Source organism: Mycobacterium innocens (assembly GCF_900566055.1).
GTDB lineage: Bacteria > Actinomycetota > Actinomycetes > Mycobacteriales > Mycobacteriaceae > Mycobacterium > Mycobacterium innocens.
The window spans coordinates 1-12,888 of record NZ_UPHQ01000285.1; the positions used below are offsets into that span (position 1 = coordinate 1).

Consider the following 12,888-nt stretch of genomic DNA (forward strand, 5'->3'; position numbering starts at 1 on the left):
ACCTCCGGGGCGTGTCAGGAAACCCGCGTGCGCCAACACACGGACCTCAAAAAGGAATCACTTACAGATCCCTTCCTGACACCTCCGGAGGCGTTTGTGAAGGACCACCCCGATCTATATCAGCGGTGCGTCAGGACCCGGCCGTCGGTCACGGTGACCGTCGCATCGGCCCGAATTGACGCACCGGCGACATCGATGGCCACCTTCGCCAACAGCGTCTACCGTCTATCCGTCCATGGCGAAAATGCGCGCCGGCAGTTTTGACGACTATCGAAGGAGCCGCAGAGTTGGACATCGATCCCGCCGCCACCGGATGGCTGCTGGCCAGCACCGCACTTGTGCTGCTGATGACGCCCGGGCTGGCGATTTTCTACGGGGGCATGGTCCGCACCACCGGTGTGCTCAACATGATCATGATGAGCTTTATCTCCATACCGCTGGTGACGGTGGCATGGTTGCTGGTCGGTTACAGCCTGGCGTTCTCCGATGGCGGCGCGGGCGGATTTCTGGGCGGACTGGCGCACGCCGGGATGCTCGGCATAAGCCCGCAGACCTTGCACGGGTCGGTGCCGGAACTGCTGTACGCCACCTTCCAGCTGAGCTTCGCGGTCATCACCGCCGCCCTGGTCAGCGGCGCCATCGCCGACCGGGCCAAGTTCGCGGCCTGGATGGTTTTCGTGCCCCTCTGGGCGGTGGCGGTGTATTGCGTCATCGTGCACTGGGTGTGGGCACCGAGCGGGTGGCTGTTCAAGATGGGGGTGCTCGACTATGCGGGCGGGCTGGTCGTCGAGATCGTCTCGGGTTCCTCGGCGTTAGCATTGGCGCTGGTATTGGGTCCGCGCATCGGCTTCAAGGTAGAAGCCATGCGCCCGCACAACCTGCCGTTCGTGCTCCTCGGCGTGGGACTGCTGTGGTTCGGCTGGTTCGGGTTCAACGCCGGTTCGGCGCTGGCCGCCAACGGACTGGCCGCCGCGATCTTCCTCAACACCCTGGTCGCCGGCTGCCTGGGCATGCTGGGATGGCTTGCGGTGGAACAGTTTCGGGACGGCAAGCCGACCACCTTCGGCGCCGCCTCGGGTGTGGTCGCCGGCTTGGTGGCGATCACGCCGTCGTGCGGCACGGTGAACACCCTGGGCGCCGCCGTCGTCGGGCTGGTGGCGGGCGTCGTGTGCTCGTTCGCGATCGCGGTGAAGTTCAAACTCAACTACGACGACTCTCTTGACGTCGTGGGGGTGCACTTCGTCGGCGGAGTGGTCGGTGTGTTGTTGATCGGGCTGCTCGCCACCGCGGTGATGACCCAAGGCCCGAAGGGACTCTTCTACGGGGGCGGGATGGGTCAACTCGGCAAGCAGGCGCTGGCGATGGTGGTGGTAGCTCTCTACGCGTTCACGGTCAGCTACGTGCTGGCCCTGCTGATCGAGCGCTCCATGGGTTTCCGGGTCAGCCGAGAGGACGAGGTGAGCGGTGTCGACCTCACCCAGCACGCCGAGACCGCCTATCCGGAGGGCGTCTACGGGCACCAGGCCCCCCGGCGCCCGTCGTTGGGCAGCGGGTCTCGCCCGCGGCCGAACGAGGACGAAGACACCTGAGCCGGGCCGGCGTTATCGGGGTCGGCGTGCTTGTCGCTGACGGCGACTCGCGCACAGATCGGTCGGCATCGGTTTAGCCGATCCGCTGGCGGGTTACTAGGCGTGAGGTAGCGAAACACTTGCCCGCGGCCGTGCGCATGGTCCAGCACCCGGACGGCCGAAGGGGCCAACGCGCCGGGGGGATAGCCGATGACGACGTTCGCTGTGGCCAGCGCCGGGGTCTTGAGGCAGGACAGGTCATGACGGCGCCGGTCTGGATGGCATTGCCACCCGAGGTGCATTCCGCGCAGTTGTCCAGTGGGCCTGGTCCGGGGCCGTTCCTGGCGGCCGCGGGCGCCTACCAGCTGCTCAGCGCCGAGTACGGTTCGGCGATCGCCGAACTCGCGGCCGTACTGAACGCGGTCCAGGGCGGTTCGTGGCAGGGCCCGAGCGCCGAAGAGTACGTCGCCGCGCACGCCCCCTACCTGGCGTGGCTCGAGCAGGCCCGCGGCAGGAGCATTGCCGCCGGGCTACAGCACCAGGTCGCCGCCCAGGCCTACACGGCGGCGCTGGCGAGCATGCCGACCCTGGCCGAGCTGGCCGCCAACCACGTTGTGCATGGTGTGCTGGTCGCGACCAATTTCTTCGGGATCAACACGATACCGATCGAGCTCAACGAGGCGGATTACATCCGCATGTGGGTTCAGGCCGCCACCACGATGAGCATCTATGAAACGGTGTCGAACGTTGCGGCGGACTCCGTCCCGGCCACCTCGCCCGCGCCGCCGCTACTCAAGGCGGATACCAGCGACGCCGCCGACCCCGCGCAGGTGGCGGCCCTGGCGCCGGCCACCGACGCCGGCAACCAACTGAACCTCGCGGACCTGGCTTCGCAACTGCTGCAGGCATACATCAACTACGTCGAGCAGCTCTATGCGCCGATCATCAATTTCTTGCAGGACCCGGTGGGCAACGGCATGCAGTTGATCACCGATTTCTTGACCAATCCGTCGCAGGCGTTGGTCGCGTGGGGGCCGTTTCTGTTCGCCGTTGCCTACCAGGCCTTCTCCTGGGTCGCGGCGTCACTCACCTATCCCCAACTGATACTCGACCCGCTGCTGGGGACGATTCTGCGGGTAGTGATCGGCGTGGGCGAACAGCTCATGGTTCAGGTTCCGGCGGCAGCCGCAGCGGGTGACATCGCCGGTGGGGCCGGCGGGACCGTGGCGCCAGCCGCGCACCCGGTGGCCTGGCCGGCGGTAGGTGTGACTTCGAGCGTGACGGCTCCGGTCGCCGCGCCGGCTGCCTCGGCAGCGGCGGGTGCCGGCACTGCGACCGCCGCGCCGGCGGCTCCGGCGGCGGTGGCTTATGCCGTGGGCGGCTTCGACCCTGACGAAGGCTTCCCGCCCGCGTTGACCCATAACAGCGGCGCTAAGGCACCGTCGGTCGGTGTGCCCGCCCCGGCCGCGGCGGTCTCGGCACGCGAACAACGGCGTGCTCGTCGCCGACGCAAGGCGACGGCGCCGCAGCGTCAGTACGCCGACGAGTTCATGGATGTGGACGACGACGCCGAGAACGACCTCCCTGAAGACGCTGCAGACGTGTCAGACCTGCGCGCCGCCGCATCCAGCCGCGGGGCCGGTGCGATCGGCTTCGGCGGCACCGCGGCCAAGGGCAACGCCGATGCGGCCGGATTGGTCACGCTGCCCGCCCACAGCTTCGATGACGGTCCGACCAGCCCGATGCTGCCGGCCACGTGGGACTCCGACGGCTCGGACGCACGCACTTAGACCGGGTCGGTGATGTCGGCGTATTCGGGATGTTTCTTGAGCACGGTGACGACCATGGAGCAAACCGGGACGATGCGCTTGCCGTCCGCTCGCGCCTCCTCCAGCGCCTTCTCGACGAGAATGGTCGCGAGCCCGCGACCGCCGAACTTCGGGTCGACTTCGGTGTGGTCGAAAACCCGCTGACCGCCACGGTCGAGGTAGCTGGCGAAGCCAACGGTTCTACCCCCGACCGCGATCGTGTACCTGCCCTGATCGGCGGTGACCGTGGTCTCCGCACCGGTTTTGTCGGTGGTCATCCGGCATCCTTTCGGTTCGATGCTTGCCTGGGAAGCAGCGGGGTACCGGGCAGTGGCGGGGCAGGCAGCCGAGCCAGCGTGCCCTGGTATCCCGTGACAGCGCCGAAGCGTTCGTCGCGGGCTTGCCACAGCCGCCGATAGGTGACGATCTCGTCGTGGTTGCGCCCGACGAAGTTCCACCACATCACCAATTCCTCGGTGAAGGGTGTGCCGCCCAGCAGCAGCACCCGCCCGGGCTGGCCTCCGGCGTTGGCTATGTGCAAGGTGGTGCGACCCGGGCCTTGGTAGCCCAGGTCGCCGACGGCGAGCGCAGTCGGGCCGATCTCGATCTCGCCGGCATCGCAGAGCACCCCGTGCTCGAATGCCGGGTCGATGTCGACGTCCAGCGCAGCGTTGGAGTCCAGATCGATCTGGGCGCCCAGCAGCGGCGTGAACGTGTGTGCCGGCGAACGGCTTCCGGCAAGCTCGCCCAGAAATACCCGCGCCTGGGCGCCCGGCAGCGCAATCGGTTCGGGCGCGTAGTGCGCGAAGTCTCGCCCGGTGTGGCGCGCTGCGTCAGGCAGGGCCACCCAAAGCTGGGCGCCGTGCAGGACCGAACCCGGGCCGGAGGGAACTGACACTTCGGAATGACAGATCCCCGCGCCCGCGGTCATCAGGTTCAGCTCGCCGGGCCGGACTATCGCGTGCACACCCGCGCTGTCGCGGTGGTCCACCTCGCCGCTGAACAACCAGCTCACCGTTTGCAGCCCGGTGTGCGGATGAGGTGCGACGTCCATACCCGCGGTGGGTCCGGTCACGGGGCCGTAGTGGTCGAGAAAACACCAGGCGCCGATCAGTGATCGCTGCCGCTGCGGCAGGGTGCGTTGTACCGGGATCGCTCGTGGTCCGCCCAGTGGAACCTCGCGCGGGTGCAGCACCTCGATACCCGCGGTCCGTGAAGCGCTACAGGCAACTTCAGTCGGTGCGGCTTCGAGGTTGCTCATCGTCGCCCTTCGTCGTGCGCTGTCCGGCCCGCTGCCGCGACCCTACGCCGGCTCACCGGCCCGGCGGCCGCAGCACCTTCATAGCCGCCCGCATCACCGGTTCGGGGAGCCGGTCCTGCATCGACAGCGCGGCGTCGGCGGCGCGCGATCTCAGCGGTGTGCCCCGACCGAAGATCCGGTTCAGCGGTCCGCCCGACGGTTCGAGCACGACATGTAGCGGCGGGGCGCCGACGGCAGCGCCGAGCGCGTTCGAGATGACCATCCGCTGGATTTCGCTGGTGCATTCGAAGATGGTGTACAGCTTGGCATCTCGATACCACTTTTCCACCGGGTGATCGGTGATGTAGCCCCAGCCGCCCATGGTTTGGATGGCGCGTTCGGTGGCCTTGACGGCGCTGGCGGCCAGCTTCGACATCGAGCCCTCGCCCCGCTCGAAGGGCACTCCATTGGCCGCCATCCAGGAGGCCCGCCACGTCAGCAGCCGGGCGGCGTCGATCTGAGTTGCCAAGTCCGCCAGTGGAAATGCGATGCCCTGGTTGTCGATGATGGGCCCGCCGAACGCCTCGCGCTCGGTGGCATACGATGTCGCGTACTCCAATGCGGCCCGGGCAATCCCGATAGCCTGGGCGGCCACCATGGGGCGGGTCTGCTCGAAAGTGCCCAAAGTCGCCGAGCTGGAACGCTTTTACCGGCAACGATTTCGCGGGCTTTGGCAAGTTTGTGTTCAAGCTTTTCCGGCCCGCCAAGCAGGTTGGTGCCCGGGACCCGGATGCCGTTGAATCGCAACTCGGCGGTGTGCGAAGCGCGGCAACCCAGCTTGTCGAGCTTTCGCGCCAGTTCCAGTCCCGGCGTCCCGCCGGGCACGACGAATAGCGCCTGACCCCGGTGGCCGAGCTTCTCGTCGACCACGGCGTTGACCACGTGCACGTTGGCGATTCCCCCGTTGCCGATCCACATCTTGTGTCCGTCGATGATCCAGTCGTCACCGTCGCGACGGGCACGGGTGCGCAGATTGCGGACGTCGCTGCCACCTTCGGGTTCTGAGATCGCCAGCGCCGCGAGTTTGAGATCACCTGGGGTGCCGAAACGTTCCGGTGCCCACTGCAGCATCTGCTCCGGGGAGGCGGCCTGGCCGATGGCCGACAGTGCCAACGCGGGCATGACGATCGCCAGGCCGATTCCGGCGCACCCCCAGAAGAGCTCCTCCATGAACATCGGTAACGACAGGCCGGTCGGATCGCCGATCAGATCGCGGTAGAACAGCGGGCTGTAGAGCTCAGCAAACTGATTGGCCTCGTCGTCCCGCTACGCCGCGGAGCGCGGGCCTACTTGTGCCGCCGGCAGGTGCAACACCACCGCGGTAACCGGCCGGGCGTCGCGTTCGGTGCGCGCCAGCAGAGCAGCGTTCTCCGGCAATTGTCTGGCATTGATCTCACCGGCGGCGATCCGCCGCAGTACCTCGTGAGCCTGAGCCAGTTGCGTGCGCTTGCGGTACTGGCCCCCGGGAAGTTTGACACCGGCCCATACGCCGTACTCCTCGCGATACTTGACGGCCCGTGCGGCGCACCGGCGTTGCTGCGCCAGTGGGCACCGGCGCAGGCACTGAATTCGCGCCTCGGTGGCCGACCGCTCATAGGCGCGAGCCTTCGCCGCGCCGTCGCCGCTGTCGTCGTCGGGGTAGCCGAACCACAGTTCCGGGTTGCCTGTGCACGGGGTAGCCATGTCTGTTGTCTCCTTCTCCTCCGAAACGTAGGCAAAAGCGTATACACAAGAGCGCGCGTCTGGCAAGCGAAACGTGACGAAACCATATATCGAAGCGAAGACGGGCCGGCCATGTGTAATATCCGGCTATGGCCGGAGCCTGCGGTGAGCCGTGAATCGGCTGGCGCGGCCATCCGCGCACTGCGCGAGTCGCGCGACTGGTCGCTTGCCGACCTGGCTGCTGCAACGGGCGTCAGCATCATGGGGCTCAGCTATTTGGAGCGCGGCGCTCGCAAGCCGCATAAAGGTACAGTTCAGAAGGTCGAAAACGGGCTGGGCCTGCCTCCCGGCACCTATTCTCGGCTGTTGGTCGCCGCAGATCCCGATGCCGAGCTGGCGCGGCTTATGGCAGCCCAGCCGCCTGCGGCAACGTCGCCGCCACGCCCCGGCACCGTGGTGGTCGACCGTCACAGTGACACCGATGTGCTCGAGGGTTACGCCGAAGCCCAGCTCGATACCCTCAGATCCGTCATCGATAGACTACCGGCGACGACATCAAATGAATATGAGACGTATATTCTGTCCGTGGTCTCACAGTGCGTGAAGGCGGAGATGCTGGCGGCAAGCTCCTGGCGGGTGGCGGTCAACGCCGGTTCGGAGTCCAGCGGCCGACTAATGCAACATCTGCAGGCGCTCGAGGCCATGCGCAGCACGCTGCTGGAGCGGATGTCGACGAGCTTGAGCGCGCGATTCGATCGGGCATGCGCGCAGTCACCGCTACCGGAAGCCGTCATCGCTGCGCTGATCGGAGTGAGCACCGACGAAATGTGGGATATCCGCAATAGAGGAGTCATCCCCCCGGGCGCTCTGCCCCGCGTCCGGGCCTTCGTGGACGCAGCGGCGGCCGCCGAGGCCATGGAGACGGCGGCCCCGGACCAGACACACCACAGCGGCGGAGAACTAGACCGGTGAGCCACACCGAAATCGAGGTGTTGAGTCGCGCCCACCGGCTATTCGACGGCAGCGGTCAAAGTGGTCTCCCACCGACGCTGAACATCGAGACCGCACACCACGAGCAACTGCTGCACCGCGCCGCCGGGCTCAATATCGATGCTTCCCGGGGTCGGTATGAACGCCGGGCAGCCGACGGCAGGGACGCCCTGTGGTCTGCGGCTCGAACCGATGCGGCCGTTGCCGCGGTCATCGCCGGCGCGCACCGGGACCGGGACCGGGCTCGCCAGGTGACCGCAAGCATCGTCGAGGAGGCCCGCACGGATGCGGCCGTGACCCCGGTGACGCCAATGGCCCAGCGCGAGGCCATCCGTCGGCGCGTCGCACGGTTGCGCGCGCAACGAGCGCATGTCTTGTCGGCCCGCCTCCGGGCGCGACGGCATCGGGCCGCGCTGCGCGCGCTGCGGTACCGGATGTCGCGATGCGGCAGCCGGGCAGTGGGCGACCGAGCCGCGATCGCCGTGCGGGCCGCGTTGTCACGGCTGGGCTGCCCGTATGTGTGGGGCGCGACGGGGCCCAGCCAATTCGACTGTTCCGGGTTGGTCCAATGGGCCTACGCACAGGCGGGCGTTCACCTGGACCGCACGACCTATCAACAGATACATGACGGGATAGCCGTGCCGCGTTCCCAGGTGCGCCCCGGTGATCTCGTCTTTCCGCATCCGGGACACGTCCAGATGGCGATTGGCAACAACCTGGTCGTCGAGGCGCCGTACTCGGGTGCTTCGGTGCGGGTCAGCCGGTTGGGCAGCGACGTGCAGATCCGCAGACCGCTGTGAGTGATTAGCGCCCGGTCAGGCGGGCAGGATGGGAAGGTTGAGCCCATGTCGGAGCAACCGGGATCGTCGCCGGATGTCATCGCGGCGCGGCAGGCGGTGCTGGGTCGGCAATACGAGGCGATAGCCGAGGCCGACCGCGCGCTGGCGGAGGCTCTTGCCAGCGCACATGCCACGATGCGGGAGAGCATCCGTCGGCTGGACGCGATTGCAGCCGACATCGACCGTGCCGTTTCGGACCAGGCGGAGCTCGCCGTCGACACCCCCGTGGGAGCCCGCGAGTTTCAGCGATTCCTGCTCGACAAGCAACGTGAGATCACCGCGATCGTGGCCGACGCCCGCGAGCTCGATCGCACCAAAAGTGCTGTGCTGGGCCGATTGCTGGCGCAGTATGCCGGCCCCGCGGGTTAGCCGCGCACCGGCGAGCCGAGGTGAATTGTGGGCACCCGAGCGCCTGGGTACTGTCACGCGGCATGGCAGGGTCGCGTGATCGCCCGCAGCGGGGCGAATCTGCATCCGCACCGCCGGATAGCGGTCAGGCAAGAGCCGCCGATGCGATCGTAGGAGCGGAAGCCGCTCTGGCACATCAGAATTCGGTGAGTTCGCAGCTCGACTTGCAAGTTGTTTCGGCGATCCTGAACGCACACCTGACCGCTGTCGAGGGTCGCGACGCGCTCAACCAACTGCAGCAGGAGACCGAAGCGGCGATCCGGACGCGATCGGATCTGGACACACCGGCGGGAGCCCGTGATTTCCAGCGGTTCCTGATCGGCAAGCTCAGAGATATCCGTGAGGTGGTCGCCAACGCCAGCCTCGACGACACGTCCAAGGCGACCCTGATGGCGGCGTGGACGTCGCTGTACAACGCCTCGAAGAACGAGCCCGGGGCGGTCGGGCCGGGGCCGGCGACGCCCGCACGCGCGGCCGGCGATGGCGGCGGTCAGCAGGCGGATCTGCTGTCTGACGACCCTCTTCTCGATTCGTTGTTGTTCGACGATCCGGCGTTGCCGGACGGGGACGCCTCGCTGCCCGGCGTCAGTTCCCCGGCGCCGCAGATGGCGCCGACGATGCCCGGCATGCCCAACCTCGGCAGCGTACCTATGCCGGGATTGCCGGCAGGGGCAACCTCGCCGATGTCCGGCCTCGGTTGGGGTGGGTCTCCGCTTTCGGGATTACTCCGGGGATCTGAACCAGGACTCGCCGACCGCGACGAACCCGAACTGGATTCCGGCGATCCGGACCACGAGCAAACCGGCCACCCCGATGACCCCAAAGAAGACCGGGCAGACCAGGGAGACACCGATGCGCAACCATCACCGGACAAGCCGGACTCGCCACCGACCGGTCCGACGACCGTCACGTTGCCCAACGGTGAGACGGTCACCGCCGCCAACCCCCAACTGGCAGCGGCCATCAAGGCCGCAGCCGGCGGAGCGCCGATCCCAGATGCGTTCCAGCAGCAGGGAATTGCCCTGCCGCCGCCGGGCACGGCGGTCACCGATCCGATCGACCCGGCTCGGCTCGAACCTGGAGACATCGGCCTCTTCGTCGATCGGCATGCGCTCGCGCTTGGCCGCAACAAGGCACTGCTCGACGGCCAGATTCAACAGGTTTCCAGCATCGGCGGGCCAAGCTTTCTAGGCTGGGAGCATCCGCCCGCCACGGCGACTCCGACCGGGCCGGCCCGGGCCGGCGTACCGACACCGACCCGGCCGGCGGCTCCCTCGGCCGCTTCGCAATACTGACCCCGCCGGCCCTGACCGCCGGCACACAAAAGGAGACGCGGATGGCAGATCGAATCCATGTGGTGCCGGCGCACTTACGTGAAGCCGCCGCCCATCATCAGCAGACTTCGGAGTATTTGCGCACCGTGCCGTCGTCGCATGCCGCGATCCTGGAGAGCCTGGAGTCGCTCGGGCCGGTCTTCGCCGAGCTTCGGGGCGCCGGCCGTGAACTCCTCGAGTTGCGGCGCCAGTGTTACGAGCAGCAAGCCGATGACCATGCCGATATCGCCCAGAGCCTGAGGACGTCGGCCGCCATGTGGGAACGCCATGACCAAGACGCGGCACGGGACTTCAGCAGAGTCGTCGACCCCGATCGATGACAGGGTCGATGACGGACGCCAATCCTGCTTTCGACACCGTGCACCCCAGCGGGCACATCCTGGTTCGCTCCTGTCGTGGTGGCTACATGCATAGCGTCGCGCTGAGTGAGGGCGCCATGGATACCGATGCCGAGACTTTGGCCCGGGGCATCCTGCTGACCGCAGACGTTTCCTGTCTCAAGGCCTTGCTGGAAGTACGCGACGAGATCATCGCGGCCGGGCATACGCCGTCCGCCAGCGTTCCGACCAACCAAGATCTCGACGCGGCGATTGAGAAACTCCTGGCGCACCAACTGCGCCGGCGCCGGCGCTGACGCTCTAGAGCATCCAGGTCTTGGCGGTCTCGGGATCCGGGACGATATCGGTGGGCGGTTCGATGGGATTGGCGCCGAACAACTCTCGCGCGCGGGACAGCAAGGTCCGCACCTCGTCGAGTTGCTGCTGCAGCGCAGAATCAGCCATGGCTTTACGCTACCCAGGCCATGAAGCCGGCACAATTCAGGCATCTGTGGAGGCTCGCAGGGTCCCGGTACGCTTAGCCGGTGGCGATCTTCGGCAGGCGGTCGGCGCGCCAGCGCCTGCGGAGAGCGACGGAGGAATCCCTCACGATTCCGGCTTTCAGCTCTCCCCCCGATTGCACCCCGTGGGTGATCGGCGGGCTCTGGCCTGCCGAGCTGTCGCCGAACAACGCCGAAACTGCCGCGCTGGCAGCGTATCTGAAAGCCGACTTAGACCGGATCGTCAGTTCTGCCAACGACGAGTTGAGGACGCTCAGGTCAGCGGTGATGCTTGATTCCGCCCGCCGCGCGGCCGAAGCGGCGGTGATCGACGAGGCTCGCGCGCGGGCGGTGCGACGAGTCGAGTCGACACTGCGGCAACTCCGCGGACAGCCTGCGCCGCCGGTCGTTCCGCGTCCGTCGGTCACCGCTGATTCGGGCGGGACGGATCTGGAGCGGACCCGGGTGCTCCCCGCCATCAAGGATGAGCAGCCGGGTGCCGCTGGCGACCTGGCGAGCACCCGAGTGCTTCCTGTCATTGCGGACGCCACGGGGGAAGAGCAACCGGCCGCCCACGAGAAGGAACAAGTCCAACAGGCCGCGCCTCCTGAAGCGGAGATCGCCGTGGCCGAATCGGTGACGCCGGCGCGGGGCGTGGCCGCGCCCGAATCCGACGACGAACGGCTGCAGCGGCTGCTGACCTTCGTGGCTCGTCAGGAACCGCGACTGAACTGGGCGGTCGGGCAGCGCGCGGACGGGCTGACGGTACTGGTCACCGACCTGGCCCACGGCTGGGTACCGCCGGGGGTCATGCTCCCCGAAGGTGTGCAGTTGCTGGAGCCGCAGCGCCGTAGCGGCGGCGTCGCCAAGCTGATCGGTACTACGGCGCGCCTGGCGACCTATCGCCCCGGCGACATCTTGGGCTGGACAAGTGACTTCACTTCGACCACGCCCTCGCCGAAGCCACGCGTGTTACCGGCGTCGGACAACCTGGCATCGGAGCTGAGCGGGGCTACCCGCTGGCGCGACGGACTGCCCCGAATGGTGCACCTGCTGGCCCAGGCCGCGGTCGCCGGAGGCGTCGGCGAAGACGAAATCGACCTACTGCGAGTGCATCTCGATACCGCCAGGCATGAGGTCCTGGCCCAGTACCCGAATGTCGATCCCGCGCTGTTGCTCAACTGTATGTTGTTGGCGGCCACCGAAAGCGCGGTTATCGGAGACCCGGTATCAGCCAACTATCACTTCGCCTGGTTCCGCGAACTCAGCCGATAGCCGGTCAAGTTGGCGGACGGTTGAATTGACGCTGGTTGGAGCCGTCGACATACTGTTTTGGTGCCGGGGTCTGGTGATCGCGCGGAATTGAGCGACAAAGACCTCGTCGAATCGGTTCTTCGTGATCTCAGCGAGGCGGCCGACAAGTGGGAAGCGCTTGTCGCACAGGCGGAAACCGTCACCTACAGCGTGGATCTGGGAGATATTCACGCGGTCGCCAATTCGGATGGGCGGTTGCTCAAGTTGACGTTGCATCCGGGCGTCATGACCGGCTATTCGCACGCAGAGCTGGCCGACAGGTTGAACCTTGCGATCGCCGCGCTGCGCGAGGAAGCGGAGGCCGAGAATCGGGCACGGTACGGCGGCTCCTTGCACTGACTGGCTGCACGGTGGTCCGATCGCGACTTCGTTCGCAGGCGGCGAAGCGGACCGCAGGTTTGGACGCCGAGCCGACGGAAAACGCTGCGGTGAAACGCGATGGGCACGATGGCGGGATCCACTTTGACGTGGTTGACCCGCAACAACCGTTGGGTGCGCTGCTCGGGCTCTGCCGATGTCAGCCGGACTGGCCGAGGCTACCGAACCCGCCGGAGACGGCGGTTCCGCCCGCGCCGCCACGATTGCCATTGTCCTGGGCGCCGGTTCCGCCCGCGCCGCCGGCGGCGCCCGCGCCGCCGGGACCACCGTTGCCGTCGGCAGCGCTGGTTCCGGCGTTTGCGCCGCCGCCGCCGCCACCGCCGGTGCCGGCGCCGCCGGAACCCCCGGCGCCGGCGCCGCCGGAACCCCCGGCGCCGCCGCTGAACATGACGGCACCGTTGCTCGAGGACGCAGCGCCGCCCGTTCCGCCGTTGCCGGCGACGCCGCTGGCGGTGGCAGCTGCACCGCCC

16 protein-coding genes and 2 pseudogenes are annotated in these 12,888 nt (G+C 67.5%); 11 read left to right on the forward strand and 7 right to left on the reverse strand.

Translation table 11 applies throughout. The features are described 5' to 3' along the window. The 3 genes from EET03_RS30975 to EET03_RS27540 form a co-directional block, all read left to right on the forward strand. On the forward strand, positions 1-264 hold a 264-nt coding region (locus EET03_RS30975; RefSeq protein WP_208649148.1), incomplete at its 5' end, for a hypothetical protein. Between the two features lie 23 nt (positions 265-287). Then, entirely contained in the window at positions 288-1,589 is a 1,302-nt protein-coding gene (locus EET03_RS27535; RefSeq protein ID WP_075541266.1) for an ammonium transporter, read from the forward strand. 239 nt (positions 1,590-1,828) lie between these two features. Beyond that, positions 1,829-3,358 (forward strand): PPE family protein, encoded by a 1,530-nt coding sequence (locus EET03_RS27540; protein ID WP_075541267.1) that lies wholly within the window; start codon positions 1,829-1,831, stop codon positions 3,356-3,358. Here the strand turns inward: EET03_RS27540 and EET03_RS27545 are convergent. The 4 genes and pseudogenes from EET03_RS27545 to EET03_RS27560 all read right to left on the reverse strand — a co-directional run bounded on the left by EET03_RS27545 (position 3,355) and on the right by EET03_RS27560 (position 6,359). Beyond that, positions 3,355-3,654, reverse strand: a complete 300-nt coding sequence (locus EET03_RS27545; protein ID WP_063469025.1) for a GNAT family N-acetyltransferase — start codon at positions 3,652-3,654, stop codon at positions 3,355-3,357. The genes EET03_RS27540 and EET03_RS27545 overlap by 4 nt on opposite strands. Then, positions 3,651-4,637: a pirin family protein gene (locus EET03_RS27550; RefSeq protein WP_075541268.1), complete on the reverse strand. Its 987-nt coding sequence runs from the start codon at positions 4,635-4,637 to the stop codon at positions 3,651-3,653. The genes EET03_RS27545 and EET03_RS27550 overlap by 4 nt, the downstream gene beginning before the upstream one ends. 52 nt (positions 4,638-4,689) lie before the next feature. Then, positions 4,690-5,909 (reverse strand): annotated as a pseudogene (locus EET03_RS27555) (acyl-CoA dehydrogenase family protein); the annotation flags it as partial. 33 nt (positions 5,910-5,942) lie between these two features. After that, entirely contained in the window at positions 5,943-6,359 is a 417-nt protein-coding gene (locus tag EET03_RS27560; RefSeq protein ID WP_075541269.1) for a WhiB family transcriptional regulator, read from the reverse strand. A gap of 144 nt (positions 6,360-6,503) precedes the next feature. Between EET03_RS27560 and EET03_RS27565 the strand changes: the two genes are divergently transcribed. The 6 genes from EET03_RS27565 (at position 6,504) to EET03_RS27590 (ending at position 10,543) form a co-directional block, all read left to right on the forward strand. Next, a complete protein-coding gene (locus tag EET03_RS27565) occupies positions 6,504-7,310 on the forward strand; it encodes a helix-turn-helix domain-containing protein (RefSeq protein ID WP_075541270.1) in 807 nt (268 codons plus the stop codon). Continuing rightward, on the forward strand, positions 7,307-8,128 hold the full coding sequence (locus tag EET03_RS27570) for a C40 family peptidase (protein WP_075541271.1): 822 nt from the start codon (positions 7,307-7,309) through the stop codon (positions 8,126-8,128). Before EET03_RS27565 ends, EET03_RS27570 begins: the two co-directional genes overlap by 4 nt. A gap of 45 nt (positions 8,129-8,173) precedes the next feature. Next, positions 8,174-8,536: a DUF4226 domain-containing protein gene (locus EET03_RS27575; protein ID WP_075541272.1), complete on the forward strand. Its 363-nt coding sequence runs from the start codon at positions 8,174-8,176 to the stop codon at positions 8,534-8,536. 62 nt (positions 8,537-8,598) lie between these two features. Beyond that, complete coding sequence (locus EET03_RS27580) at positions 8,599-9,870, forward strand: DUF4226 domain-containing protein (protein WP_075541273.1); 1,272 nt, start codon at positions 8,599-8,601, stop codon at positions 9,868-9,870. A 41-nt stretch (positions 9,871-9,911) separates the two neighbouring features. Beyond that, complete coding sequence (locus EET03_RS27585) at positions 9,912-10,229, forward strand: ESX-1 secretion-associated protein (RefSeq protein WP_075541274.1); 318 nt, start codon at positions 9,912-9,914, stop codon at positions 10,227-10,229. An 8-nt stretch (positions 10,230-10,237) separates the two neighbouring features. Then, complete coding sequence (locus EET03_RS27590) at positions 10,238-10,543, forward strand: DUF2694 family protein (protein ID WP_063469033.1); 306 nt, start codon at positions 10,238-10,240, stop codon at positions 10,541-10,543. 4 nt (positions 10,544-10,547) lie between these two features. On the opposite strand, the gene EET03_RS30540 is transcribed toward EET03_RS27590, so the two are convergent. Further along, positions 10,548-10,691, reverse strand: a complete 144-nt coding sequence (locus EET03_RS30540; protein ID WP_162877312.1) for a hypothetical protein — start codon at positions 10,689-10,691, stop codon at positions 10,548-10,550. Positions 10,692-10,771: 80 nt separating this feature from the next. On the opposite strand from EET03_RS30540, the gene EET03_RS27595 reads away from it, so the two are divergent. Together EET03_RS27595 and EET03_RS27600 are read left to right on the forward strand one after the other, a co-directional pair. Next, positions 10,772-12,001 (forward strand): DUF5632 domain-containing protein, encoded by a 1,230-nt coding sequence (locus EET03_RS27595; protein ID WP_075541275.1) that lies wholly within the window; start codon positions 10,772-10,774, stop codon positions 11,999-12,001. Positions 12,002-12,058: 57 nt separating this feature from the next. Beyond that, positions 12,059-12,379: a DUF2710 family protein gene (locus EET03_RS27600; RefSeq protein WP_099193868.1), complete on the forward strand. Its 321-nt coding sequence runs from the start codon at positions 12,059-12,061 to the stop codon at positions 12,377-12,379. A 62-nt stretch (positions 12,380-12,441) separates the two neighbouring features. Here the strand turns inward: EET03_RS27600 and EET03_RS27605 are convergent. Both EET03_RS27605 and EET03_RS30545 read right to left on the reverse strand, forming a co-directional pair. Next, positions 12,442-12,525, reverse strand: a pseudogene (locus tag EET03_RS27605) (oxidoreductase); the annotation flags it as partial. Positions 12,526-12,557: 32 nt separating this feature from the next. After that, positions 12,558-12,888: hypothetical protein (locus EET03_RS30545; protein WP_208649149.1), on the reverse strand; the 331-nt coding region annotated here is incomplete at its 5' end.

Coding starts and splice junctions, on each gene's coding strand:
- EET03_RS27540 (WP_075541267.1), top strand. CDS start 1,829: ATGACGGCGCCGGTCTGGATGGCATTGCCACCCGAGGTGCATTCCGCG.
- EET03_RS27545 (WP_063469025.1), bottom strand. CDS start 3,654: ATGACCACCGACAAAACCGGTGCGGAGACCACGGTCACCGCCGATCAG.
- EET03_RS27550 (WP_075541268.1), bottom strand. CDS start 4,637: ATGAGCAACCTCGAAGCCGCACCGACTGAAGTTGCCTGTAGCGCTTCA.
- EET03_RS27560 (WP_075541269.1), bottom strand. CDS start 6,359: ATGGCTACCCCGTGCACAGGCAACCCGGAACTGTGGTTCGGCTACCCC.
- EET03_RS27575 (WP_075541272.1), top strand. CDS start 8,174: ATGTCGGAGCAACCGGGATCGTCGCCGGATGTCATCGCGGCGCGGCAG.
- EET03_RS27580 (WP_075541273.1), top strand. CDS start 8,599: ATGGCAGGGTCGCGTGATCGCCCGCAGCGGGGCGAATCTGCATCCGCA.
- EET03_RS27585 (WP_075541274.1), top strand. CDS start 9,912: ATGGCAGATCGAATCCATGTGGTGCCGGCGCACTTACGTGAAGCCGCC.
- EET03_RS27590 (WP_063469033.1), top strand. CDS start 10,238: ATGACGGACGCCAATCCTGCTTTCGACACCGTGCACCCCAGCGGGCAC.
- EET03_RS30540 (WP_162877312.1), bottom strand. CDS start 10,691: ATGGCTGATTCTGCGCTGCAGCAGCAACTCGACGAGGTGCGGACCTTG.